The sequence below is a fragment of the Pandoraea oxalativorans genome (assembly GCF_000972785.3).
GTDB classification, from domain to species: Bacteria; Pseudomonadota; Gammaproteobacteria; order Burkholderiales; family Burkholderiaceae; genus Pandoraea; species Pandoraea oxalativorans.
Map to the genome: position 1 here is coordinate 3,961,158 of NZ_CP011253.3, position 23,048 is coordinate 3,984,205.

The following is a 23,048-nucleotide window of genomic DNA, read 5'->3' on the forward strand; positions in this document are numbered from 1 at the left end:
GTGTCATGCTACCGGTTCACATCGTCCCTGCATGACGGGACGCCGCCGCTACTGCCCTAACCACATGCGCCGTGAGCGCTGACGCCAAAGGGGACTTTCATCATGCAACGCCGCCGCTTCCTGTCTCTGGGCGCTTACGCCCTGCCCGCCTCGCTGCTGTCCACCTCGCTGCTACCGGGCTATGCCCACGCGGCCAGATCGTCGAGCCAGACACCTGGCGCCGCCGATGGCTGGCGCACGTTTGAGTTGACGACACAGGTCGACTTGCCCGCTGGCAACGGCCCGGCGAACGTCTGGCTGCCGGTGGCGACGTCGCCGTCGGGGGCCTACCAGCAAGCGCTCGGCACGCACTGGCACGCGCCGGGGGCCAGGGCCGAGTTGCGCATGGCGCGTGGCGCGTCGGGCATCGGTGTGCCGATGCTCGCCGTGGCATGGCCCGAGAGCGCCGCGCAGGACGCGCGCACCGTCACCCTGACGAACACGTTTGCGACACGCGATCGCGTGGTCGATCTGTCGCAGCCTCCGTCGGCCAACGCACCGAGCGAATCGGCGGCGGTGCTGCGTCAGTACCTCCAGCCGACCGAACTCCAGCCGACCGACGGTCTGGTACGCGAGACTGCCGAGAAGATCACGCGTGGCGAGAAGGGCGACGTGGAGAAAGCGCGCGCCATCTATCAATGGATCGTGGAGAACTGCCGTCGCGAAGGCTCGGTGCGCGGTTGCGGCACGGGCGACGTGCGCTACATGCTCACGACCGGCGACCTCGCGGGCAAGTGTGCCGACATCAACGCACTCTTCACGGCGCTGGCGCGCTCCGTGGGGATTCCCGCGCGAGACGCTTACGGTGTGCGCGTGGCGACCTCGCGTCGTGGTTTCAACAGTCTGGGCAAGGCGGGGGACGTGACGCGTGCCCAGCATTGCCGCGCCGAGTTTTACGCGGCGGGTTACGGCTGGGTCCCCGTCGATCCGGCGGATGTGCGCAAGGTCGTACTCGAAGAAGTGCCGGGCGGTCTGCCGCTCGACGATCTGCGCGTTCGCGCCGCGCGTGCAATGCTCTTCGGCCAATGGGAGATGAACTGGGTCGCGTTCAATCACGGCGCGGACATTGCGCTGCCCGGCGCGCAGGGCAAGCCTGCAAGCACCGTACCGTTCCTCATGTACCCGAATGGCGAAGTGGCGCGCGCTCAGCTCGACAGTCTGAATCCGGACACCTTCCGATATCGCATGAGCGCCCGCGAAATCGCGGCCTGATCGAGGCCATCGACACCCGCCCCCCGTCACCGCGTTACCGCGTTACCGCGTTACCGACCTACGCCAATGAAGGAGCGCTTCGCCATGCAACGCCGTCACTTTCTTCACACGCTGGGGGCGCTCGGTGCTGCCGGTGCATTAGGGGCCACCGGCCCCGATGCGCTCGCAGCGGGACCGACAAAGGGGGCGACTGAGGTCGACGACAGCGCGCTCGCCGGGACGTCCGGCGGCACGCTCTCGGCATGGCGCGGCGCGACACCGGCGTTCTCGCTCGACGGGCTCGACGGCAAGACGTACGCGCTGTCGCAGTATCGCGGACGCGTCGTCATCGTCAACTTCTGGGCGACGTGGTGCGGGCCTTGCCGCGAGGAGATTCCGGCGATGGGGGCGGTGGTGCGTCAGTACCGTCAGCGCGGCCTCGCCCTGCTCGCCATCAACTACAAGGAACCGGCCACGACGGTGAAGCCCTTCGTCGACAAGCTCCCCATCGACGGCACCGTGCTGCTCGACACCGACGGCGCGGTCTACAAACGCTTCGGCTCGCTCGGCCTGCCCGCGACCTATCTCGTCGACCGCGCGGGCAACGCGCGCTTCTGGCGCATGGGCGAACTGGACTGGACCGACATGGGGCTGCACGGCCACATCGAAGCGCTGGTCGCACAGAAGAGCGGCACGCCCGCCTGAACGTCTGCCTGAATATCTGCCCAAGCGTGCGAGCCTGTCATGCCTTGGCGATGGTTTGCACCGCGGCGTTCACATGTTCGAGCAGCCGCGCCGTGGGACCGGCGAGTACGCCTTCTCGATAGGCGCAACACAGCGGTGCACGCGGCGGCGGTGCGAGGGGCCGGTAGACGATCCCCTCGATCTGCATGCGCATGAGCGACGCCGGTACCACCGAAACCCCCAACCCGGCCGCGACGAGCGAGAGCGTCGTCAACAGACGCGGCGCTTCCTGTTCGATGGCCGGGCTGAAACCGGCGCCGTGGCATGCGGCGATGATCGCGTCGTACAGTCCCTGCCCTGCGCGGCGCCGGTAGAGAATCAGCTTTTCCGAGGCAATGGCCGTCATCGGCACGGCGGCTTTTCCCGCCCGGCCCGTGAGCGCCAGCGGATGTGCGGACGGCACGGCCAGCACCATCGGTTCTTCCAGCACCTGCACGACGGTGATCTCGCCGGTGTTGCCCTGCGGCTGACGGATGAACGCGACGTCGATATGCCCGTCGCGCAACCCGTCCAGCAAATCCCCCGTACTCGACTCGTCGAGCATCAAGGACACCGACGGCGCATCGCTGCGGAACGCGCGAATGACCGTCGGCACGAACGGATGGAGCGCGGCCGAGCTGGTGAAGCCGACCGACAGGCGTCCCTTGATGCCTGCCGCCACGCGCCGTACGTCGTCGACCGCCTGATCGAGCTTGCGCACGACTTCGTAGGCGTCGACGAGGAAGGCCTGCCCCGCGTCGGTGAGCGCCATGCCGCGCGGCAAGCGTTCGAAGAGCGCCACGCCCAGTTGTGTCTCAAGGACGCGGATCTGTTGCGAGAGCGGAGGCTGCCCGATGCCGAGCCGCTCGGCGGCCCGCGTCATGTGCCCGGCTTCAGCCACCGCAACGAAGTAGCGCAGCAAGCGCACGTCGATGTTTGCCATATCGGTTGAATATGATTTAAGTCACTTCCATATATTGGACAATATAGCGCAATCGACCTAATCTCAGGGTGTCCCGCGCGGCACCCATGCATCCCGTCCCTCGATGCCATTCCTGCCGGGCGGCCCCAACGTAGTTCGGTTTTCAGAGTTTGCCCGCCATGAACACTCAGGCCCCGTTCACCTCCTCCCCCCCGGGTACGCCCGGGAAGTCCGACACCCGCCTTGCGTCGAACACCCCTGCCACCCCGGTCGCCGCCGACGGCGTGCACGACGTATCGGTGACGGACAGCCCGAGCATTCGCGCGCTCTTCTTCGGCTTTCTCGGCCTCGGCATGACCGCGTTTGGCGGGGCGTTGCCACTGGCGCGACGCATGATCGTCGACAAGCATCGCTGGATCAGCGGCGCGGAGTTCACCGATCTGCTGGGTCTTTGCCAGTTTCTACCGGGCGGCAACATCATCAACTTGTCGGTCGCGCTCGGCATGCGTTTTCATGGCTGGCGCGGAGCGCTCGCGTCGATTCTCGGATTGATTGCGGCGCCATCGGCCGTGGTGATTGCGCTGGGCACGATCTATCAGCGCTTCCAGAACGATGCGCATGTGAAGCATCTGTTTGCGGGGTTGGCGGCGGCGGCGGCCGGTCTGTTGATTCAGATGGCATGGAAGGTGGCGTGGCCGCTGCGCAAGTCCGTCGTGCTTGGCGGCGTGGCGGTAGCGTGCTTCATTGCGATTGCGGTACTGCGCGTGCCGCTGGTGCTCACCATGCTCGTGATGACCCCGATTTCGTTTTACGCCACCTGGAGGGTTTCGCAATGACCGGTACCCTCATCTCGCTTGCGCTCATCTTCACTCAGCTGTCCGTACTCGCTTTCGGTGGCGGCAACACGATCCTGCCGGAGATGGAGCGGCAAGTGGTCGATCTGCATCACTGGATGACATCCGAACAATTCAGCGCGCTGTTCGCACTGGGACAGGCTGCACCGGGGCCGAACCTCATGATCGTGACGCTCGTCGGCTGGCATGTCGCGGGCTGGCAAGGCATGCTCGTCACGACACTGGCCAAGTTCGGCCCGTCGTCGCTCATTACGGTCGGTGTGCTGCATCTGTGGCAGCGCTTCCGCGATCGTCCGTGGCGACGCATCGTGCAGGCGGGGCTGATGCCGATGACGGCGGGGCTCGTGGCCGCGAGCGCGGCGCTGATCGCCGAAGCCTCGGCCACGTCGTGGCTGCTCGCGGGCATCACGACAAGCGTGGCAGTGCTGGCCATCAGAACCCGCGTGCATCCCCTGTGGTGGCTCGCGGCGGGCAGCGTCGCCGGGCTGCTGGGCGGCGCATACCTCTGAGCGTGCCGCGCAGGTCACGCATGTCATGCATGTCACGCGCGGCGCGCCCCGCGTGCGGCGTTGCAGACCTGCGCGAACGACATGTGCCAGTGACGGCGGCCGAGCGCGTCGATCCCGTCGGTCAGACGCACCCAGTCATCGCTGCCGACCTGTAGCGTCGGCGGGGTGTCGCCTCTGACCAGTGCGGCAAGACGCGACGGGCAAGGCAGATTCGCATCGGGATTGCCCGCAACGATCATCACCCGTGCGATCCATTGGGCCACGTCCACGGGAATCGTCGGCCGTAACGTTTCCCCCGGCAGAAGCACCGGCTCGTCGCTCCAGCGCCAGGCAAAGCGGGCGCTGATACCCGAGCGCGCGGCGATCCCCATGGCGAGCAGTACCTTGTCGCACGACATGCCGTGCTGCGCCGCAGCCGCCAATGCCCGCTGCGCGATCGCACGCCAATCGCCCGTGCCCCCGCAGTCGTAGCGCACACTCGCGGCGAATAGCGCCAGGAGACGGGCGCGCACGCGACGCAATGCGCCCGGGTGGGTCAGCAAGCGGCGTTCGTTGCGTGTCTTCGACGAGAGATCGTCGGCCGTCTCGTCGGGATCGAACATCTGCACATCGATGGGATGGACGGTGAAAGTCGCGCTGCCCGCCTCGTCCTGCCGCCAGTCCGGCGCCAATTGGGCCTTGAGCAGCGCGAACGCGTTGTCGTCGCGAATCAGGGACGGCCGCTCGTCGCTGATGTGCAAGGCATCTCGCGCCGTCTTCGGCAGTTTGAAGCCGAGGCCGTGCGCCATGAGCTGGCAAAGCCCGGCGACCCGGTCGCTCCGTGCGAAATCCGACTGAGGGGCGTCGGCGATATGAAGCAGCAGTGCTTCGGCGATGCGCATTTCGGCCAGCGCGCGCCGGGGCATGTCCGTACCCGCTTGCTGCGCCGCTGCAGCGAGGGCCGTGGCGTCGAACACTGCGAGGCACTGACGCATCGCCGTCACGTCCGCCACCGTGCGACGGCGCAGTTGCGTGTCCGTCTGCAACGCCCACTGACGCTGCGTCTCGTCGCCCCCGTCGATGGCACGTTCGAGTGCCTTGAGTTCCGGCCAGAGATAGGTGCATGTCGCGCCGACGGCGATCGCGCTCAATGCGCAGGCAAAGCCAACGTCCGAGACGCCGGAATGTGTTGGCGCGTGCTGTTGGAACCGCTGCCCCGCGTGCCGCCATGAATCGGATAGCCACTGGCTTAAGCCGCTATCGCGCAGACAAGCCACGGCTCCCGAGAAGTCTCCACGGAAGCCGTCGAAGGCGCAATGCATCGCATTCAGTGCGACCTGGAGGAGCGTGCCTGTCGCGGGAAGAGACGAGACCATCGAGAGAGAAGAGGACGAAGAGGACGAAGAAGACGAGGAAGATGAAGAGGAAGATCCAAGTGACATAGCGCGGGCTCCTGAATGCCGTCATCCGGCGGGATCGAAAGACCGGGCATGGTCTGTCACTGGTGCGCGCGGCGCTTCAGGATTCGCTCTGTGCCCTTTCGGGCGCCCGCCTTCGGAATCTGGGATGATGTCGCCATTGCACGGCCGTCACGGCCCGTACCGCCCTCGACCCCACCGGAGGCTTTTCATGCCGACCCTTGCCACGCTTGCCACATTCGTTGCCGTTGTCCTCGGGCTTTTTCTGATTCCCGGCCCGGCCGTCTTGCTGACCATCACCCGCACCGTGCAGGGCGGACGCCGCGCCGGTGTCATGACCGGCATGGGCATTGCGCTGGGCGATCTGGTGCACACGCTGTGCGCGGCGGTCGGGCTCTCGGCGGTGTTGATGACGTCCGCGCTGGCGTTCGACGTCGTCAAATATGTGGGTGCGGCCTACCTGATCTATCTGGGCGTCAAAGCGCTGCGTGAGCGGCCGTCCGATCCGCAGTTGCCGGTTGCGCCGAAAGTCTCGCCGGGGCGCGCATTCGCTCAGGCGGTAGCGACCGAGGTGCTCAATCCGAAGACCGCCCTGTTCTTCCTCGCCTTCATGCCGCAGTTCGTGCATACGAGCGAGGGCAATGCCTTCGGGCAATTCCTCGTGCTGGGGCTGGTGTTCGTAGCGATGAGCGCGCTTTATACGGCGGCCATTGCGATGTCGGTGCGTCCGCTCGGCAAGTTCGTGGGACGCCTCACCTGGCTGTTGCGCTGGCAGGGCAAGATCATCGGCACCATCTTCATCGGCCTGGGCCTGCGCGTCGCCATGCAACAGCGCTGAGTTCGTCCTGCTGAGTTCGTCGTGCCGAGTTCGTCGTGCCGAGTTCGTTCTTCAACGTTGGAGTCGTTCACCATGCAACGCATTGTCTCGACGCTTCGTTCGCCGTACGTCACTCTTTGCGCGCAAGCCTTCCACCCGCCGTCCCGTCGCGCGACGGGGGCGGCATTGGCTGCGGTCGTCGCCTGGCTCGCCGCGCTGGCCTATGTTCCCAACGCCATTTCGGCCGACGCAAGCGCCGGTGGCGGCTCGGCAGCCGTGCCTTTCTCGAAAGCCAGTCCGGGTAGCGCGCTACCGACGGGATGGCAGAACTTGCCCGTGGTGAGCGGCAAGAAGCTCACCGCCTACACCGTCGTGGCCGATGGCAAGCGCAACGTCATCGAGGCCAATTCGGTCGATTCGGCGTCGGCGCTCGTCGCCAAGGGTGACGGTATCGATCTGAACGTCACGCCGGTCGTCGCGTGGCGATGGAAGGTCGACAAAGCCATTCCGGGCGCGGACAACCTCGCGAGCGACAAGGAGGATGCGCCGGCGCGACTCGTGTTTTTCTTCGACGGCGACAAGTCGTCGCTGTCGTTCGGGGACCGTGCGGCGATGACGCTGGCCAAGGCGGGGGGCGAAGACTTGCCGTACGCAACGCTCATGTACATCTGGTCCAACGATGCACCGGTGGGCGGTGTCATCCAGAACCCGCACACCGACCGGGTGCAGATGATGGTCGTGGCGGGCGGCGATGCGTCGCTCGGCAAGTGGCAGACGTTCTCACGCAACGTCGCGGCCGATTACGAGCGCGTCTATAAAGAGAAGCCGGGCAAGTTGCTCGGTTACGGCATTTTCACCGATAGCGACAACACCCATGCGACAGCGCGCGCGTGGTATGGCGACGTACGATTCGACGCGGGGAAATAGCACGCATCGGAGCGCGAATCGAGGCAAGGATCGGCACGCAAACCAGCACGCAAATCCGGATGAAAATCCGCCTATGGTTTCACCTGCCGACACCCATGCGAAATGCCGCGTCGAAAGTCTCCAAAATAACCCTGAAAGCCCCGTCTGACGGGGCTTTTGCGCTATTGCAACAGACGCTTGCGTGCTACGCTATCTCGCCTAGAATTTGAGCCATCGTCGGTTGACGGGCTCAATGCTGCTAATCGCCGTAACCCGCCTCTCATTCGCCCTGCGAGCGCCATGCAAAAGAAACGCCAGCCCAAGGACGTCACGTTCTCCGCAAGTCCTGTTTTGCAATCGCGCATGTCGTTATGGCGCTCCAAATTCGTCGTCATCGTCATCACCCTCGCTTTCATCGGGTTGGTCATCCGGGCGTTCTGGATTGCCGGACCGGGCAACGGTTTCTACATCGCGCAGGGTGAAAAGCGTTACGAGCATGCCATCGTCATGCCGGGGGTACGGGGCAAGATCGAAGATCGCGACGGTCGCGTGCTTGCGACCAGTCTGCCGATGCGCACCATTTGGGCCGTCCCTGCCGAAGTGCCGGACGACCTTTCCGACAGTGACGTCCAGAAGGCCAGCAAGCTGCTCGACATCCCTGCGAAGGAACTGCGCACCAAGCTCATCGGTGAGAAGAAGTTCGTCTATGTGAAGCGTCAGGTGTCGCCGGAGATTGGCAAGCAGGTCGAAGCGCTGGGCATTCCCGGCGTCTACGAGAGTAGCGAATACAAGCGCTTCTACCCCGAAGGTGAAGTGGCTGCGCACGTGGTTGGCTTTACCAATGTCGAGGACAAGGGACAGGAGGGTATGGAGTTGGGCGAGGAGTCGCTGCTCGAAGGCGCGGCGGGCGTGCGGCGCGTGATCAAGGATCGCATCGGGCGCACGATTCAGGATCTCGACGACTCCAGTCCGCCGCGAGACGGCCAGGACATTCGTCTGACGCTCGACACTCGCGTGCAGTACATCGCTTACGAGGCGTTGAAGAATGCGCTGGACCGCACGGGTGCGAAGGCTGCGATGGCGGTCGTCATCGACGCGAAGACCGGACAGGTGCTGGCCTTGACCAACTTGCCGACGTACAACCCGAACGATCGGGGGCATCTGACGGGTGAGCAGTTGCGCAACCGCGTGTTCACCGACGTCTTCGAGCCGGGGTCGATTCTCAAGCCGTTCACGATGGCGCTGGCGCTGGATCTGCATCGCCTGACGCCAACGACCCCCATCGACACCGGCCCGGGCCGTTATGTCTTCGAGGGAGCGACGATCACAGACGACAGTGCGAACGGCACGTTGACGGCGGCGGGCGTGATTCAGAAGTCGAGCAACATTGGCATGACGAAGGTGTCGACGATGTTGCGTGCGGAAGAGATGTGGGACATGTTCACCGAGATCGGTCTGGGACAGCAGCCCAAGCTGGGCTTTCCGGGTGCGGTATCGGGTCGTCTGCGTCCGTACAAGTCGTGGCGGCGGATCGAGCAGGCGACGATGGCGTACGGTTACGGGATTTCGGCGTCGCTGTTCCAGTTGGCGCGGGCGTACACGATCTTCGCGAACGATGGCGTGATGGTGCCCATTTCGATCATCAAGCCGGATACGCCGGTACAGGCGGAGGGCGTGCGGGTGATCGATACGCGCACGGCGTCCGAGATGCGCAAGATGTTGGCCAGCGTGGTCGACACGGGCGGGACGGCAACGACGGCGCAGGTGGCGGGATACAGCATTGGTGGGAAGACGGGGACGGCATACAAGGCCGGGGCGCATGGGTACGACCATTCGAAGTACCGTGCGTCGTTCGTGGGGATAGCGCCGTTGTCGGCACCGCGATTGGTGATTGCGGTGTCGGTGGATGAGCCGAAGGCATCGCAGCACTTTGGTGGTCAGGCGGCGGGCCCGGCATTTGCGGAGATAGCGTCGCAGGCGCTGCCGTTGTTGGGCATTCGTCCGGACCTGCCGGTGCGCCCGGGGGTCATACTGGCGGCCCCGACGTCGGATACGCCGCCGGACGACAAGCCGCCGCATGGTTAATCGATAGCGGTGACGGCGCAGGATAAATGAGCGGTGATTGTCGGTGCCCTGACGGAGCGACTTTCAGGTGGAGCGCAGTCAGGGTACCGGCAAGCGCCGCGGGTTCGGGGGTGGGAAAGGGCGTACGCGATTGAACGGCGGGCGGTGTCGACGAACAGACCGCGTGTGAGCAAAAAGGGCAATTCGATGAGTCGAATTGCCCTTTTTGCGTACTGAAAGCGCCAAACGCCCCAACCCACCGCCAACAGCCCCTCAAAGCCAAAATAGAAAAAGGCGGCCCGGTAAAACCCGAAGCCGCCTTTCGCACTTGCCGAAGACTACCGGCAAGTTCCGGGACTTACATCCCCGGCATCATCAGCGAGTTGGCGTTGTGCATGATCCACAGCGAGCCGACGAGCACGATGGCGACGATCAGCACGGTGAACAGGAACGCCATCACATTCCAGCGCTGTTCCGATGAGCGGTCCATGTGCAGGAAGTAGATCAGGTGGACGATGATCTGGATCAGTGCTGCGCCGAGAATCAGCGGGAGCACCGTCGAGGGAGGCATCGTGCCGTCCATCACCAGCTTGAATGGGATGACCGTCAGGATCACGGCGAGCACGAAGCCGATCAGGTACGACTTCACGCTACCGTGGCTACCACCGGCTGCGTTGTGGCCAGCGTCGTGGCCGTGCGATTGCACCGATTTGCTATTGCTCATTACATCGCTCCCATCAGGTACACGACCGTGAACACGCCGATCCAGACCACGTCCAAGAAGTGCCAGAACAGCGAGAGGCACTGCAGACGCGTCGTGTTGGTCGACGTCAGGCCCTTCTTGGCGATCTGGAACATCAGCACCGCCATCCACAGCAGGCCCGAGGCCACGTGCAGACCGTGCGTCGCCACCAGTGCGAAGAACGACGACAGGAAGCCGCTACGGTTCGGACCTGCGCCTTCGAGGATCAGGTGATGGAATTCATCGAGTTCCATCGCGATAAAGCCCGCGCCCAGCAGCCACGTGATGGCCAGCCAGCTCATCACGGCGCCCTTCTTGCCGTTGTGCAGGCCGATCATGGCGAAGCCATAGGTGATCGACGAGAACAGCAGGATGAACGTTTCGACCAGCACGAACTTCAGGTCGAACAGTTCCTTGCCCGTGGGGCCGCCCGCCGTCGAGTCACGCAGCACCGCGAAGGTGGCGAACAAGCTGGCGAACAGCACCAGGTCGGTCATCAGGTACACCCAGAAACCGAAGATCGTATTGCCGCCGGTGTCGTGGTGCGCGTGGTCGTGCGCATGCGCATCGGCATGCGCGCCCGTGTGTTTGAGAACTTCGCTCGTCATGATTAAGCCTTTGCTGCTGCGGCCAGTGCCTGATGGTGAGCCGATTCAATGGCCACCACTTCCGGCGACTGCACGTAGTAGTCGATCGAATCGTTGTTGCTGCGGCAGATGAACGTCACGATCATGCCCACGAAGCCAACGATGGCGAGCCACCAGATGTGCCAGATCGCGGCGAAACCGAACACCAGCGAGAACGCACTGATGATGAAACCTGCGCCGGTGTTCTTCGGCATGTGAATCGGGGCGTAGCTCGTCTTCAGATCGCTCTTGATGCCGTGTTCCTTGCGATAAGCCAGCTCGTCGATGTCATGCACGCGCGGCTCTTCGGCAAAGTTGTAGAACTGCGGCGGCGACGACGTCATCCACTCCAGCGTACGGCCGTTCCAGGGGTCGCCCGTGGTGTCGGCCAGCGCCTTGCGGTTCTTGATCGACACGACCAGTTGCAGCACCTGGAAGCCGATACCGGCGGCGATGAACAGCGCGCCGATCAGCGCAGCGATCAGCCACGGCTGCCATGCGGGGTTGTCGTAGTGGTTCAGACGACGGGTCATGCCCATCAGGCCGAGCACGTACAGCGGCATGAATGCGAGGTAGAAGCCGATCAGCCAGCACCAGAAGCTTGCCTTGCCCAGACGCTCGTCGAGCTTGAAGCCGAAAGCCTTCGGGAACCAGTAGTTCATACCGGCGATGTAACCGAACAGCACGCCGCCGATGATCACGTTGTGGAAGTGAGCAATCAGGAACAGCGAGTTGTGCAGCACGAAGTCGGCGCCCGGCACGGCCAGCAGCACGCCCGTCATACCACCGATCACGAACGTGACGATGAAGCCCAGCGTCCACAGCACCGGCGTCGTCATTTGCACGCGACCACGGTACATCGTGAACAGCCAGTTGAAGATCTTCACGCCGGTCGGGATCGAGATGATCATCGTCGCGATACCGAAGAACGCGTTCACGCTTGCGCCCGAACCCATCGTGAAGAAGTGGTGCGCCCACACGAGGAACGACAGCACCATGATCGCGGCCGTGGCGTACACCATCGACTTGTAGCCGAACAGCTTCTTGCCCGAGAACGTCGAGATGATTTCCGAGAAGATACCGAACGCCGGCAAGATCAGGATGTACACCTCAGGGTGACCCCAGATCCAGATCAGGTTGATGTACATCATCGGATTGCCGCCCAACTCATTCGTGAAGAAATGGAAGTCGAGATAGCGATCCAGCGAGAGCAGGCCCAGCGTCACGGTCAGCACCGGGAACGCTGCGCACACCAGCACCATCGTGCAGAGGGACGTCCACGTGAAGATCGGCATCTTCATCAGGTTCATGCCCGGTGCGCGCATCTTCAGAATCGTGACGACGAAGTTCACACCCGTGAGCAACGTCCCCAGACCTGAAATTTGCAAGGCCCAGATGTAGTAATCCACCCCCACGCCCGGGCTGTACTGAATACCCGAGAGCGGCGGATAAGCCAGCCAGCCCGTGCGAGCGAATTCACCCACGCCCAGCGACAGGTTCACCAGCGCGGCGCCGGCCACGAACAGCCAGAACGACAGCGTGTTCAGGAACGGGAACGCCACGTCGCGTGCGCCGATTTGCAGCGGCACCACGAGGTTCACGAGACCCGTCATGAAAGGCATCGCCACGAAGAAGATCATGATCACGCCGTGGGCGGTGAAGATCTGGTCGTAGTGATCCGGCGGGAGAATACCGCCCGAGTTATGCGCAAGCGCCAGCTGGGTACGCATCATCATGGCGTCGGCAAAGCCGCGCAGCAGCATGACGAGCGCGACGAGCACGTACATCACGCCGATCTTCTTGTGATCGACCGACGTGACCCACTCGTTCCACAGGTACTTCCACTTGCCGAAGTAGGTGAGCAACCCGAGGATGCCCAACCCGCCCAAGACCATCATGCCGACCGCGCCGACAATGATCGGCTCGTGGTACGGGATGGCTTCGAGAGTCAGTTTGCCAAACAGTGCTGACATTGTTGTTTACTCCTTATGCGCGTGCGCAGCCGCGCCGGCATGCATCGCGTGCGCACCGGCGTCCATGGCCATGGTCATCGACTGGCCTTGCACGTTGGCCGCAGCGGCCGGAGCCGTCGCGGCGTCGGTGCCCGCGCCCTTCATTTCCATCTTCATGTCCATGCCCTTCATTTCCATGGCACCGTGGTTTTCATGGCCTTCATGCTGCTGAGCCATGCCCGATGCCATCGGGGCGTGCACGATCGACTGGAACATGTTCGCGTCGACCGAGCTGTAGTACGTGACCGGCGTGTTCTCGCTCATCGGCACCAGCGAGGCGTAGGCTTGCTTGTCGAGCACCTTCTTCGACTCGCGCACCTTCGTGACCCATTGCTGGAAGTCGCCGTCCGTCATCGCCAGCGTCTTGAAACGCATGCCCGAGAAGCCGCCGCCGCTGTAGTTCGCCGAAATCCCGTCGTACGAGCCGACGTGGTTGGCGATCAGGTGCAGCTTCGTTTCCATGCCAGCCATCGAGTAGACCTGGCTACCCAGTTGCGGAATGAAGAACGAGTTCATGATCGATTCCGAGGTGATCTTGAAATTCACCGGGACATCGACAGGAACGGCCAGTTCGTTGATCGACGCAATGCCCTGTTCCGGATAAATGAACAGCCACTTGTAGTTCAACGCCACCACTTCGACCGTAATCGGCTTCACGTCGCTTTCCAGCGGCTTGTACGGGTCGAGTTCGTGGGTGGAGACCCAGGTGATGCGCGCGAGGATCGCAATGATGATGATCGGCACGAGCCAGACCACGACCTCAATGGCCGTCGAGTGCGACCAATTCGGCTCATAGCGCGCCGTCTTGTTGGATGCGCGGTACTTCCACGCGAACCAAAGCGTCATCAGAATGACCGGAATCACCACGATCAACATCAGCCAGGTGGCCGTGAGGATCAGGTTCTTGTTCTCAAGTCCGATCTGCCCCTTAGGGTCGAGCAGCGTCATGTCGCAGCCTGCCAAAAGCAGCGGCGAGCACAAGGCGAGCAGCCTAAACAATCGCGGGTTTCTGTGTTTCTTCATGTCACACGACAGGGTTGAGTTGGCCAGCGAACGGCGCAACACGGGCTTACCGGCCTGATGCAGGGTCGCAGGAGGTTGGCAAGGGTTAGGTGGGACGGGAGCAGTCGTCTCGCCGGTATTGCACCGGTCGAACTACGACGACTGTGTCATCGAAAAGACGGGAACCGGGGCGGATTGCCGCCCGCAGACCTCAAGTCACTGTCCGACTTCTTGTCTTTTACTTCCATCACGGTGCGGCATTATGCCGAAGTTTAATTAGGCCGGACATCGCACACCCGCCTGCGCGACAATGTGTCGCGCAGCCTTCACGCGTACGCGCGCGACGATTTCCGAGCAGATCGGCACCTTTTTGACGGTAAACGCTGTGCAATGCAGCAATGCGGGAAGGTTCTGGGAATTCAATGGGTGCGACGTTGTGTCGCACCCCAATTTGCCGTGTCGCAGCGAAATGCACTTGTTTGGTGCAATCGATGGAAGGTGATGTAGGTGAGATGTATTGTGCCCGGCTTTTCAGTCGAGCGACAGTCGTACGGCAAATGCCATGAGCGCAGCGCCGAACGACCAGCGTTGTACTTTTTGTGCAAACGGCCGGGCGCGCAGCCAGTTAGCGATGCGCGCCGCGCCGAATGCGAGCGCGACGTCGAACATCGCCCCGACGATCAGCAGCAGCACGCCGAGTTCGAGCACTTGCGTCCACACCGGGCCCGCTTCGGGGCGGACGAACTGCGGCAGGAGCACCGAACAGAACAGCAGCGCCTTCGGGTTGAGTACGCTCGACAACACGCCACGGCGAAACGCGTGGGAGAGCGGCGGTGCGGCCTCGTCTGACGCGGCCACGGCCTGCACCCCGAATGCCGGTGAACGCCAGATCTGGAGGGCCACCCATGCCAGGTAGATAGCGCCGACAATGCGCACCGTCTCGAACAGCCAGGGCGCGGCGCGCAGCAGCGCCGCCACGCCGCAGGCCGAGAGCGTCACGTGCGCGGCACGCGCCAGCGCCAGACCGGCGGCCGTGGCGAGTCCGTGTCGCGTGCCGCGCGTCATGCTCGTTTGCATCACCACCGCCATATCGGGGCCGGGCAGCGCGTAGACGACAATCAGCGCGCCAATGAAGACGGTGAGCAACTGCGGCGAGACCATGTTTTTCCCCAACGAATGAAAGCGGACGAAAATGAACCTCATGATCTCGCCATTCAATGAGCGATACATGGCGTTTTCCACCCAATAAATACTCATTTATTGGCGCATTACACCACTATCATTTAAACATCGACAAAAACCACCATCCTCACCTTTATCCCGTTGCTCATCGGCTTAGGCCAAACGGACGAGGGAAACACTTTCCCCTCCTCCCATATCGTGGTGGAATGCCATCTTTGCAGCAGATTTTGTAGCGGGATACCCACAATGAACGAACTCGACGCGATCGACCGGGCAATTCTCGCCATCGTCCAACGCGATGGCCGCATTTCCAACGCCCGCCTTGCGGAGCGTGTATCGCTCTCGGAAACGCCATGTGCGCGACGCCTCAAGCGTCTCGAAGCCGAGGGCTACATCACCGGCTACCGCGCCGAACTCTCGCACCGCGCGCTGGGTCTCGGCGTGACCGCCTTTGTCCATGTGCGCTTCGCGGTGCACGATCGTGCCCTGTCCGAACAGTTCGAGCGGGAAGTGCAAGCCATCGACCGTATCGTGTCGTGCCATAACATCTCCGGCAGTGCCGACTATCTGCTCGGCGTGGTCGCCACCGACCTCGACGATTACGGCAGTTTCACGCGCGACGTATTGCGCGCCCTGCCCGGCGTGTCGTCCATCGAGTCGATGCTTTCCCTGCGCGAAGTCAAACGCGATACCGGCGCGCCGCTGCTGTAATTCGACGCAACGCGAAATCGCACGAAGTCAGGACGGCTTGCAAATCGTTTGAACGTAAAATGGCGGGCTAAAACAGACATAACCGACCAGGTGCCACATGCCGGACGCCATGCCCGCCGTACCTTCGCCTAACGCGACATCCGCGACACCCGCGTCATCCGCGTCATCCGCGTCATCCGCGTCATCCGCGTCATCCGCGACGTCCGCGACGTCCGCGACCGCCGTGCCCTCGGCGGCCAGCGTCACCGACGACGCCCTGATGTTCGACCTCGCGCCCGTCTCTCTGTGGCTAGAAGACTTCAGCGGCGTGAAGCGATTGTTCGACGAATGGCGTGCGCAGGGCGTGGTCGATCTGCGCGCACACTTCAAAGCCGATCCGTCGCACGTCTCGCAGTGTTCCCAACGTATTCGCGTCATCAAGGTCAATCGTCGGACCCTGGCGATGTTCAATGCGCCCACGCTCGACGAACTCGTCGCCAACTTGTCGCGCGTGTTCCGCGACGACATGCTCAAGACGCACATCGAAGAGGTTTGCCAACTGTGGGATGGCCACACCCATTTCACGAGCAAGACCGTCAACTACACGCTCGACGGCCGCCGTCTGGACGTACTGCTGAACGGCTCCGTCCTGCCCGGGCATGAAGCCACGCTCGATCGCGTGCTGATCTCGCTGGAGAACGTGACCGAACTGGAGCACGCCCGCGAGCGCGTCACCATGGGCGAGCAATACGCCCGAGGACTGTTCGAGTATTCGCCGGTCTCGCTGTGGGTCGAAGATTTCAGCGCGATCAAGTTGCTGCTCGACGATGCGCGTGCACGCGGCATTACCGACTTCCGCACGTTCACCGACGTGCACCCGGAGTTTGTCGAGCGCTGCATGCAGGAAATCGACGTGCTCGACGTGAATCGTCACACGCTGGCGATGTTCGTCGCCCCCGACAAGGCCACCCTGCTCAGCCGTCTGCCCGACGTGTTCCGCGACGACATGCGTCACAACTTCCGCGAACAACTGATCGACCTGTGGGAGAACAAACTCTTTCAGCAGCGCGAAGTCGTGAACTACGCGCTCGACGGCAACGAGATCAACGTCCATCTGCAATTCGCCGTGCTGCCCGGCCATGAGTCGCGCTGGGATCTCGTACTCGTTGCGCTCACCGACATCACCGCGCGCAAGAAGGCCGAGTCGTATCTGGAATTCCTCGGCAAGCACGACGTGCTAACCAAGCTGCGCAACCGGTCGTTCTATGTGGACGAACTCAACCGGCTCGAGCGTAAGGGCCCATACCCGGTGACGGTGGTGGTCGCCGATCTGAACGGCCTGAAGACGGTGAACGATCAGTTGGGGCACGCCGCTGGCGACGCGCTACTGCGTCGCGCGGGCGAAGTGCTGGGCAAGGCGGTCGCCGCGCCTCAGATCGCGGCCCGCATCGGCGGCGACGAATTCGCGCTGCTGCTGCCGTCGACCGACAAGACAGGCGGTGCCGCGATGATCGAGAGCATTCGTCAGCTCGTGGAGCTCAATAACTCGTTCTACCCCGGCACGCCGCTGTCGTTCTCGATGGGGATGGCGACGTGCGAGGCTGGCGAACGGCTCGAAGCGACGATCCAGCGCGCCGATCTGCTGATGTACGAAGAGAAGCGCAATCACTACGCGGGCAGCGTCAACGAGCGCCGCGTGCTCGACGGTTCGCCCCCGGGCAAGACCGACAGAGGCGCATAACGCGTCTGCTCGGCTTTCGAACGGGGCTTCGAACCGGCGGTTACGTCGGGGGCTTGGGCGGCTGGCGTTGCGGCCTCCTCCGCCACGTCGCCGCCAGCCGCCTGTGCATGACCTGCATGAGCTAACGGCTCGCAGATCAACGCCAGCCAGTCGACGAACGCTCTCACACGCGGCGACACACGCTTTTGCGCCGGATACGCCGCCGACAGCCGCAACGGCGGTGGCGGACACTTCGGCAGCACCGGCACCAGCCGCCCCGACGCCAGATACGGCGCGGCCGCCAGCAACGTCGGCTGAATCAGTCCCAGTCCTTCCAGCCCTGCGGCGAGATAGGCCGCTTCATCGCCGACGTGTAGTTGGCCGCGCGTGCGCACGCACGTCGCCTGGCCGCCGACCGTCAGCGTGAGATCGCCACAACGCGTCGGCAACATGAAGCCCTGACCGCCCTCAGTTGACGACGCCGACGATGCCGACGATGCTTGCGACGGTGCAGCCAGCGGGGCCAAAGACTCCGCTGGCGCAGACAACCATTTGACCGACGTGTGCGTCGCCAGTCCGTCGAGATCCTCCGGCGTGCCGTGCAGGTCGAGATAGCGACGGCTTGCGCACGTCACACGCGGCAGGTCGCCCAAATGTCGCGCCACCAGCCGCGAGTCCGGCAACTCCCCCAGCACGACTCCGCAATCCACGCCGTCGCCACGCCAGTCCCCATGGGCAGGCGTCGCATCGAGCGCAATCTCCAGCCCCGGATAACGCGCCTGAAACTCGGCGAGCGACGGCATGACCACCTCGCGGGCGATAACCGGCGGCAGTACGACGGCGAGGCGTCCGCGCAACTGAGCGTGCGCGCCGAACAGCCCCGACTCGACTTCTTCCACGTCCGCGAGAATCGTCGAACATCGCTCGTAGTACGCCGCACCTTCCATCGTGAGCGCCACACGCCGGGTGGAGCGCGTGAAGAGCGCCACGCCGAACCAGCGTTCGAGGTGCTGCACCTGTGTCGTCGCCGTCGCGCGTGGAATATCGAGCGACGCCGCCGCCTTCGTGAAGCTGCCGACCTCGGCCACGCGTACGAAGGTACGCATGGCAGTGATTCGATCGATCATGATGCCTCCCGCCCTTCTCGTTCGTTCTGTGCGTTTGCGTGAATGAATGCGGCTGTCCTGCCGCGCCAGATGGTGACGGCCGCGCCCGCCGGCGCGAGGGCGAATACCGCGAATAACCAGATCGAGGCTCGCTGGATTTCGGGCAGCCCGCCGTCGGCCAGGCCCGCCGAGTTCGCGACGAGCCCCGCGAGCGCCGAGCCGAGCGCCATCGAATACAACTGCACCGTGGTGATCGAGGCAGACGCCAGCCCCGCTTCACCCGGACGCGCCGCCGTCATCACCCGCGTGAGCAAATGCGGCCAGCCAATGCCGACACCGATCCCCACGCCGAACAGCGCAATGCAAAGCGTTGTAATCCCTGCTGCGCTGTCGAAGAGCGATGACTGTGGCAGCAACCACGCGAGGGCAAACATCCCCACGGCGACGATGACCGGGCCGAGGCGAACGCGCCGCTCGGCGGCGTCGCCCTGAAGGCTGGCGCTCGTCATCGAGCCGACCGACCAGCCCGCTGCCATGAGTGCAGCAAGATAGCCCGCAGCAAACGGCGTCTGTGCGTGAATCGTCTGAAGGAAATAGGGGATGTAGATCTCGCTCGTCATGGCCAAACCGAGCAGGCTCATGGTGGCGTAGAGCCTGCCCAAACGCGTGCGCAACGAGTACGCGCCCGTGGGCATCAGTCGCGGCAACGCATGGCGCACGCTGCGCTCGCGCTGTGCCAGCCACCCTGCGAGGGCGAGGCCGAGCACCATCCACGCTGCGGCCACGACGTGCGAATTCACGACCGCACCGAGCGAAATCGCCACAGCCGACGCGCACAGCAGCACGACCTTGAACCACGGCACGGCGTGCGCGCCGTCGTTGTCACCGTGGCTTTGCGACGTCCCGTCGGCGGCTTTCACCGTGCGTCCGCCCGGCACCTGTGCGCGAATGATGAGGCCCAGTCCCACCACAATGGGCAGTAGCGACCAGAACGCCCAGCGCCAGTGACCGAACTGCGCGAAGACGCCGCCAACGGCCGGGCCGCAGAGCGTTGCGACGCCCCACATCCCCGAGACCAGCCCCATCGCCCTCGACCACAACGGCGGCGCAAACACGATGCGGATCAATGCGTAACTCAGCGCCAGCAGAATGCCACCGCCGAAGCCCTGTAACGTGCGCCCGGCCAGCATCCACGGCATGCTCGGCGCGGCGGCGCACACGATCGTGCCCGCGCTGAAGCCGACGAGCGCTGCGATATAAGCCGCGCGTGGCCCAAGCGTCGAAAGCATCTGGGCCGCGAAGACCGAGCCGAGAATCGACGCCACGACGAACAGCGTCGTATTCCACGAATACAGATCCAGTCCGCCGATTTCTTTCACGATGGACGGCAACACCGTCGTCGCCACGTACACGTTGGTCGCATGTAACGCGACCCCACCCGCTAGCGCCAACGACCGCCAGCCGTTGTTGCCACTCAACAAATCGCGCCAGCCCGGCGCCGTGGAATTCGTCGTGCTCGTTGTCATGGATGGACAGTCACCGCTGCGGCGACTAATATGCAAGAAAGTTCTTGGATATTACATGCCTCACGATGAATTACCCAAATAACCACTTGGATAATAGGGCAGCACCGCTCGTGGCGCCGGTTGCCGGGCACGAGCGCGTTTTGCATTGGTTGAAGACGCAAGGCCCGGCGTCGACGGCGGAAGTCGCCTCCGGGTTGGGGATCACGGCGGAAGCGGCACGTCAGCAGGTGCAGAAGCTGGTGGCGGACGGTCTGCTCGCCGGCGAGACGATGCCCTCGCGTGGCGCGGGGCGTCCCCGTCAGGCGTGGGCCCTCACAGAAGCCGGTCACAGCCGCTTTCCCGACGCCCACTCCACGCTCACGATTCAACTGATCGGCTCGATTCGTCAGTTGTTCGGCGAGGACGGGCTCGACCGGCTGATTACGCAACGCGCGGCCGAGACGCGCACGAGCTACAAAAAGGCCATCGATCCGCTGCCCGACCTACCGGCCCGCATGGAGAAGCTTGCGGAAATTCGTTCGGCGGAAGGTTACATGGCGCGTGTGGAGCGCGATGGCGACGACTGGCTGCTGATCGAGGACCACTGCCCGATCTGCGCTGCGGCCAAGACTTGTCAGGGCTTCTGTCGCACGGAACTGGAACTGTTCCAAGAGTTGATCGGTAAGCGCGGCACCGTGTCGCGCGAGACGCACATCCTCGCAGGCGGACAGCGTTGCACCTATCGCGTGAAGACGGACTGAACGGCTGTCCTCGCTATGGCCGCCGGTGCGAGCTCAGCGTGGCTGAAACGCAATCAGGCTCATGCCCGCGAGCGCCACAACGACACCGGCGACGTCGCATGACGTCGGACGCACGCCATCGACAAGCCACAACCACACGATGGCGACCCCGATGTACACGCCGCCATATGCCGCATAGACGCGCCCGGCGGCCGACGGATGGAGTGTGAGCAACCACGCGAACAGCGCGAGCGCCGCAGCGCCGGGCACCAGCAGCCACGCGCTGCGATCCTGTTTGAGCCACAACCAGGGCAAGTAGCAGCCGACGATTTCCGCCACCGCCGTGACGACATAAAGCAGAAAGGTTTTCATGTTGCGATTATGCCCGGCACGTTCGCGAAACGTCTCGCCACGCACGTCGCACCATGCAGCGCGGACGTGTGAACCGTTCAATGGCCTACAATGCCGCGTTCACCGGAGAAGCTCATGGAATCGTTGGAAGCCCGCGTCGTCGAACTCGAAGTCAAAGCGGCATTTCAGGAAGACCTGCTGGAGACGCTCAACGAGATCGTGACGCGTCAGGAGCAGCAGATCGACCTGCTGCAGAAGCAGCTCAAGGCGCTTTATCAGCAAATGCAATCGCAGGGTCAGAGTGGCGCCAGCGACGGCAATCCGCGTCACGAAATTCCGCCGCACTATTGAAACGCGTTTGGCGCAACTTGCGGCAACAACATTTGTGGCTGCCTCGCAACGGACATTGTGGAATCCGGCAGCTGATGTCGATCGCGCGGATCAACGCCGCATTCAGAACGATTCCACGCCATGCGGGTCACATGACCATCGACGATTCAAGCACGCCCGCCTGCCGGGCCCAGTGACATGACTTCGCAACGCTCACGCCGCACCCGGACGATCGCGCACACCCAGCGTCTCGACGACACCTCCGCCCTTTCGCGCCGCGACACCCTGCACCTCGCCATCGGCGGGTTGCTCGGTCTGGCGCTCGCGCCGCTCATGCGTCCGGCAAACGCCGCCTACAACATCTGGACCGGCGAGTACACGATGACGCGCAAGGACATCGAGGCCGCCGTCGACAAACGTTTTCCGACGACGCTGAACTACGGCCAGTTGCTCGCCGTCGAGCTGACGCATCCGCAGATCGGCTTCAATCCGCAGGCCAACCGCATCAACACGCAAGTCGATGCGCAGGTGCAGAACGTGCTGCTGCAAGGTCAGCCGCTCAAAGGCGTGCTCGCGATCTCCAGCGCGCTGAAGTACGACCCGGTCAGACGCGCCGTGCTGCTCGACAACCCGAGCGTCGAGCGCGTCGACGTGAATGGCATGCCGCCCGCCTACGGTCAGCAGTTGACGGCCATCGGTGGCAATGTTGCCCAGCAGGTCCTCAATCAATACCCGATCTACACGTTCAAGCCGGAGCAATTGAAGTACGGCGGACGCGACGTCGAGCCGGGTGCGATCACCGTGCTGCCGGACGGCATCAAGGTCGAAGTGAAGACGAAGTAACACGGCGCCGCGCAGCATTGCAGGCGGCAGGAAGCGAAAGAGCAGCCCGAGGGCTGCTCTTTTCACATCCGACGTGCGAGGACGAGGACGCTTAGACGATCGTGAGCGTCACGTCGATGTTGCCACGCGTGGCGTTCGAGTATGGGCACACGATGTGTGCCTTTTGCACGAGGTCTTCGACCACGGCGCGAGCGACGCCCGGCACGCTGATCTTCAGTTCGGCCTGAATGCCGAAGCCGGTCGGGATCTGGCCGATGCCGACGCTACCGTCAATCTTCGTCTCGGCGGGCAGCGTCACCTTTTCCTTGCCTGCGACGAACTTCAGCGCGCCCAGGAAGCAGGCCGAGTAGCCCGCGGCGAACAGTTGCTCCGGGTTCGTGCCGCCAACGCCGGGGCCACCCATTTCCTTGGGCACGACCAGCTTGACGTCAAGCACGCCGTCCGACGACGTGGCGCGGCCATCACGGCCTCCGGTGGCAGTGGCGTGGGCGGTGTACAGCACTTTTTCGATCGACATGACGAACTCCTGGTAAGTAGAAAAATTTCACTTCCAAACTTCGACCTTCCTGACCCGACACAGCACAACGCGGTGCCTTGCAGCCAAGCGGTCATCTTAATGCACTCACAGGACACCTTCTGTGAACGTCGCAGCCACCTCGCCGCTTCGCCCGTCCCGTTTCTCGCATCCCACAATATCTATCTATCACTAGATAGATAATCGAACCCAAATAATCGGGAGATGCCTCCCGTGTGGGTCCTGCTGCGCCGCGACGGTTC

At 63.5% G+C, this 23,048-nt stretch carries 24 protein-coding genes; 12 read left to right on the forward strand and 12 right to left on the reverse strand.

Annotated elements, in window-relative coordinates; translation table 11 throughout:
* Positions 1 to 102 precede the first annotated feature (102 nt).
* Positions 103 to 1,251 carry a transglutaminase-like domain-containing protein gene (locus MB84_RS17385; protein ID WP_046292671.1) on the forward strand — a complete coding sequence of 383 codons (1,149 nt, stop codon included), beginning with the start codon at positions 103 to 105 and terminating at the stop codon, positions 1,249 to 1,251.
* 84 nt (positions 1,252 to 1,335) lie between these two features.
* The gene (locus MB84_RS17390) at positions 1,336 to 1,935 is read left to right on the forward strand and encodes a TlpA family protein disulfide reductase (protein WP_169835023.1); all 600 of its coding nucleotides are present in this window, start codon (positions 1,336 to 1,338) and stop codon (positions 1,933 to 1,935) included.
* Positions 1,936 to 1,972: 37 nt separating this feature from the next.
* Here the strand turns inward: MB84_RS17390 and MB84_RS17395 are convergent, their stop codons facing one another.
* Positions 1,973 to 2,896, reverse strand: a complete 924-nt coding sequence (locus tag MB84_RS17395) for a LysR family transcriptional regulator (protein WP_046292672.1) — start codon at positions 2,894 to 2,896, stop codon at positions 1,973 to 1,975.
* A gap of 158 nt (positions 2,897 to 3,054) precedes the next feature.
* Between MB84_RS17395 and MB84_RS17400 the strand changes: the two genes are divergently transcribed.
* Both MB84_RS17400 and MB84_RS17405 read left to right on the forward strand, forming a co-directional pair.
* Complete coding sequence (locus tag MB84_RS17400) at positions 3,055 to 3,711, forward strand: chromate transporter (RefSeq protein ID WP_084009842.1); 657 nt, start codon at positions 3,055 to 3,057, stop codon at positions 3,709 to 3,711.
* A complete protein-coding gene (locus tag MB84_RS17405) occupies positions 3,708 to 4,238 on the forward strand; it encodes a chromate transporter (protein ID WP_046292673.1) in 531 nt (176 codons plus the stop codon). The genes MB84_RS17400 and MB84_RS17405 overlap by 4 nt, the downstream gene beginning before the upstream one ends.
* Positions 4,239 to 4,270: 32 nt before the next feature.
* On the opposite strand, the gene MB84_RS17410 is transcribed toward MB84_RS17405, so the two are convergent.
* Positions 4,271 to 5,368, reverse strand: a complete 1,098-nt coding sequence (locus tag MB84_RS17410; RefSeq protein WP_046292674.1) for a hypothetical protein — start codon at positions 5,366 to 5,368, stop codon at positions 4,271 to 4,273.
* 478 nt (positions 5,369 to 5,846) lie between these two features.
* Here MB84_RS17410 and MB84_RS17415 point away from each other — a divergent pair, with 478 nt between their 5' ends.
* The 3 genes from MB84_RS17415 (at position 5,847) to MB84_RS17425 (ending at position 9,443) form a co-directional block, all read left to right on the forward strand.
* Positions 5,847 to 6,473 (forward strand): LysE family translocator, encoded by a 627-nt coding sequence (locus MB84_RS17415; protein WP_046292675.1) that lies wholly within the window; start codon positions 5,847 to 5,849, stop codon positions 6,471 to 6,473.
* Between the two features lie 72 nt (positions 6,474 to 6,545).
* Positions 6,546 to 7,379, forward strand: a complete 834-nt coding sequence (locus MB84_RS17420; protein ID WP_052653482.1) for a DUF3047 domain-containing protein — start codon at positions 6,546 to 6,548, stop codon at positions 7,377 to 7,379.
* Between the two features lie 279 nt (positions 7,380 to 7,658).
* On the forward strand, positions 7,659 to 9,443 hold the full coding sequence (locus MB84_RS17425; RefSeq protein ID WP_046292676.1) for a peptidoglycan D,D-transpeptidase FtsI family protein: 1,785 nt from the start codon (positions 7,659 to 7,661) through the stop codon (positions 9,441 to 9,443).
* 337 nt (positions 9,444 to 9,780) lie between these two features.
* Here the strand turns inward: MB84_RS17425 and MB84_RS17430 are convergent, their stop codons facing one another.
* The 5 genes from MB84_RS17430 to MB84_RS17450 form a co-directional block, all read right to left on the reverse strand.
* Positions 9,781 to 10,146, reverse strand: a complete 366-nt coding sequence (locus tag MB84_RS17430; protein WP_046292677.1) for a cytochrome o ubiquinol oxidase subunit IV — start codon at positions 10,144 to 10,146, stop codon at positions 9,781 to 9,783.
* Positions 10,146 to 10,772, reverse strand: coding sequence for a cytochrome o ubiquinol oxidase subunit III (locus MB84_RS17435; protein WP_046292678.1), 627 nt, complete (start codon positions 10,770 to 10,772; stop codon positions 10,146 to 10,148). Before MB84_RS17435 ends, MB84_RS17430 begins: the two co-directional genes overlap by 1 nt.
* 2 nt (positions 10,773 to 10,774) lie before the next feature.
* The gene (cyoB, locus tag MB84_RS17440) at positions 10,775 to 12,754 is read right to left on the reverse strand and encodes a cytochrome o ubiquinol oxidase subunit I (RefSeq protein ID WP_046293934.1); all 1,980 of its coding nucleotides are present in this window, start codon (positions 12,752 to 12,754) and stop codon (positions 10,775 to 10,777) included.
* Between the two features lie 15 nt (positions 12,755 to 12,769).
* Positions 12,770 to 13,825 (reverse strand): ubiquinol oxidase subunit II, encoded by a 1,056-nt coding sequence (gene cyoA, locus MB84_RS17445; RefSeq protein WP_046292679.1) that lies wholly within the window; start codon positions 13,823 to 13,825, stop codon positions 12,770 to 12,772.
* Between the two features lie 510 nt (positions 13,826 to 14,335).
* The gene (locus MB84_RS17450) at positions 14,336 to 14,965 is read right to left on the reverse strand and encodes a LysE family translocator (RefSeq protein WP_046293935.1); all 630 of its coding nucleotides are present in this window, start codon (positions 14,963 to 14,965) and stop codon (positions 14,336 to 14,338) included.
* Positions 14,966 to 15,232: 267 nt separating this feature from the next.
* Here MB84_RS17450 and MB84_RS17455 point away from each other — a divergent pair, with 267 nt between their 5' ends.
* Positions 15,233 to 15,697: an Lrp/AsnC family transcriptional regulator gene (locus tag MB84_RS17455; protein ID WP_039396907.1), complete on the forward strand. Its 465-nt coding sequence runs from the start codon at positions 15,233 to 15,235 to the stop codon at positions 15,695 to 15,697.
* Positions 15,698 to 15,724: 27 nt separating this feature from the next.
* Here the strand turns inward: MB84_RS17455 and MB84_RS30775 are convergent, their stop codons facing one another.
* Complete coding sequence (locus MB84_RS30775; protein WP_052652510.1) at positions 15,725 to 15,943, reverse strand: hypothetical protein; 219 nt, start codon at positions 15,941 to 15,943, stop codon at positions 15,725 to 15,727.
* Positions 15,944 to 15,956: 13 nt separating this feature from the next.
* Here MB84_RS30775 and MB84_RS17465 point away from each other — a divergent pair, with 13 nt between their 5' ends.
* Entirely contained in the window at positions 15,957 to 17,417 is a 1,461-nt protein-coding gene (locus MB84_RS17465) for a sensor domain-containing diguanylate cyclase (protein WP_046292681.1), read from the forward strand.
* On the opposite strand, the gene MB84_RS17470 is transcribed toward MB84_RS17465, so the two are convergent.
* Both MB84_RS17470 and MB84_RS17475 read right to left on the reverse strand, forming a co-directional pair.
* Positions 17,345 to 18,523 carry a LysR family transcriptional regulator gene (locus tag MB84_RS17470; protein WP_052652513.1) on the reverse strand — a complete coding sequence of 393 codons (1,179 nt, stop codon included), beginning with the start codon at positions 18,521 to 18,523 and terminating at the stop codon, positions 17,345 to 17,347. The two genes, MB84_RS17465 and MB84_RS17470, sit on opposite strands and share 73 nt — an antisense overlap.
* Complete coding sequence (locus MB84_RS17475; RefSeq protein ID WP_046292682.1) at positions 18,520 to 20,028, reverse strand: MFS transporter; 1,509 nt, start codon at positions 20,026 to 20,028, stop codon at positions 18,520 to 18,522. Before MB84_RS17475 ends, MB84_RS17470 begins: the two co-directional genes overlap by 4 nt.
* 140 nt (positions 20,029 to 20,168) lie before the next feature.
* Here MB84_RS17475 and MB84_RS17480 point away from each other — a divergent pair, with 140 nt between their 5' ends.
* Positions 20,169 to 20,768, forward strand: coding sequence for a helix-turn-helix transcriptional regulator (locus MB84_RS17480; protein ID WP_342672604.1), 600 nt, complete (start codon positions 20,169 to 20,171; stop codon positions 20,766 to 20,768).
* A 33-nt stretch (positions 20,769 to 20,801) separates the two neighbouring features.
* Here the strand turns inward: MB84_RS17480 and MB84_RS17485 are convergent, their stop codons facing one another.
* Entirely contained in the window at positions 20,802 to 21,119 is a 318-nt protein-coding gene (locus MB84_RS17485; protein WP_046293937.1) for a YnfA family protein, read from the reverse strand.
* 114 nt (positions 21,120 to 21,233) lie between these two features.
* Here MB84_RS17485 and MB84_RS17490 point away from each other — a divergent pair, with 114 nt between their 5' ends.
* Together MB84_RS17490 and MB84_RS17495 are read left to right on the forward strand one after the other, a co-directional pair.
* On the forward strand, positions 21,234 to 21,449 hold the full coding sequence (locus MB84_RS17490) for a SlyX family protein (protein ID WP_046292684.1): 216 nt from the start codon (positions 21,234 to 21,236) through the stop codon (positions 21,447 to 21,449).
* Positions 21,450 to 21,626: 177 nt separating this feature from the next.
* Positions 21,627 to 22,271, forward strand: coding sequence for a DUF1439 domain-containing protein (locus tag MB84_RS17495; protein ID WP_046292685.1), 645 nt, complete (start codon positions 21,627 to 21,629; stop codon positions 22,269 to 22,271).
* A 91-nt stretch (positions 22,272 to 22,362) separates the two neighbouring features.
* On the opposite strand, the gene MB84_RS17500 is transcribed toward MB84_RS17495, so the two are convergent.
* Entirely contained in the window at positions 22,363 to 22,788 is a 426-nt protein-coding gene (locus MB84_RS17500; protein WP_046292686.1) for an organic hydroperoxide resistance protein, read from the reverse strand.
* Positions 22,789 to 23,048: the final 260 nt, after the last annotated feature.

Coding starts and splice junctions, on each gene's coding strand:
- MB84_RS17405 (WP_046292673.1), top strand. CDS start 3,708: ATGACCGGTACCCTCATCTCGCTTGCGCTCATCTTCACTCAGCTGTCC.
- cyoA (WP_046292679.1), bottom strand. CDS start 13,825: ATGAAGAAACACAGAAACCCGCGATTGTTTAGGCTGCTCGCCTTGTGC.
- MB84_RS17415 (WP_046292675.1), top strand. CDS start 5,847: ATGCCGACCCTTGCCACGCTTGCCACATTCGTTGCCGTTGTCCTCGGG.
- MB84_RS17400 (WP_084009842.1), top strand. CDS start 3,055: ATGAACACTCAGGCCCCGTTCACCTCCTCCCCCCCGGGTACGCCCGGG.
- MB84_RS17385 (WP_046292671.1), top strand. CDS start 103: ATGCAACGCCGCCGCTTCCTGTCTCTGGGCGCTTACGCCCTGCCCGCC.
- MB84_RS17425 (WP_046292676.1), top strand. CDS start 7,659: ATGCAAAAGAAACGCCAGCCCAAGGACGTCACGTTCTCCGCAAGTCCT.
- MB84_RS17420 (WP_052653482.1), top strand. CDS start 6,546: ATGCAACGCATTGTCTCGACGCTTCGTTCGCCGTACGTCACTCTTTGC.
- MB84_RS17435 (WP_046292678.1), bottom strand. CDS start 10,772: ATGACGAGCGAAGTTCTCAAACACACGGGCGCGCATGCCGATGCGCAT.
- MB84_RS17390 (WP_169835023.1), top strand. CDS start 1,336: ATGCAACGCCGTCACTTTCTTCACACGCTGGGGGCGCTCGGTGCTGCC.
- MB84_RS17495 (WP_046292685.1), top strand. CDS start 21,627: ATGACTTCGCAACGCTCACGCCGCACCCGGACGATCGCGCACACCCAG.
- MB84_RS17475 (WP_046292682.1), bottom strand. CDS start 20,028: ATGACAACGAGCACGACGAATTCCACGGCGCCGGGCTGGCGCGATTTG.
- MB84_RS17485 (WP_046293937.1), bottom strand. CDS start 21,119: ATGAAAACCTTTCTGCTTTATGTCGTCACGGCGGTGGCGGAAATCGTC.
- MB84_RS17500 (WP_046292686.1), bottom strand. CDS start 22,788: ATGTCGATCGAAAAAGTGCTGTACACCGCCCACGCCACTGCCACCGGA.
- MB84_RS17455 (WP_039396907.1), top strand. CDS start 15,233: ATGAACGAACTCGACGCGATCGACCGGGCAATTCTCGCCATCGTCCAA.
- MB84_RS17430 (WP_046292677.1), bottom strand. CDS start 10,146: ATGAGCAATAGCAAATCGGTGCAATCGCACGGCCACGACGCTGGCCAC.
- MB84_RS17450 (WP_046293935.1), bottom strand. CDS start 14,965: ATGGTCTCGCCGCAGTTGCTCACCGTCTTCATTGGCGCGCTGATTGTC.
- MB84_RS17395 (WP_046292672.1), bottom strand. CDS start 2,896: ATGGCAAACATCGACGTGCGCTTGCTGCGCTACTTCGTTGCGGTGGCT.
- MB84_RS17490 (WP_046292684.1), top strand. CDS start 21,234: ATGGAATCGTTGGAAGCCCGCGTCGTCGAACTCGAAGTCAAAGCGGCA.
- MB84_RS17465 (WP_046292681.1), top strand. CDS start 15,957: ATGTTCGACCTCGCGCCCGTCTCTCTGTGGCTAGAAGACTTCAGCGGC.
- MB84_RS17470 (WP_052652513.1), bottom strand. CDS start 18,523: ATGATCGATCGAATCACTGCCATGCGTACCTTCGTACGCGTGGCCGAG.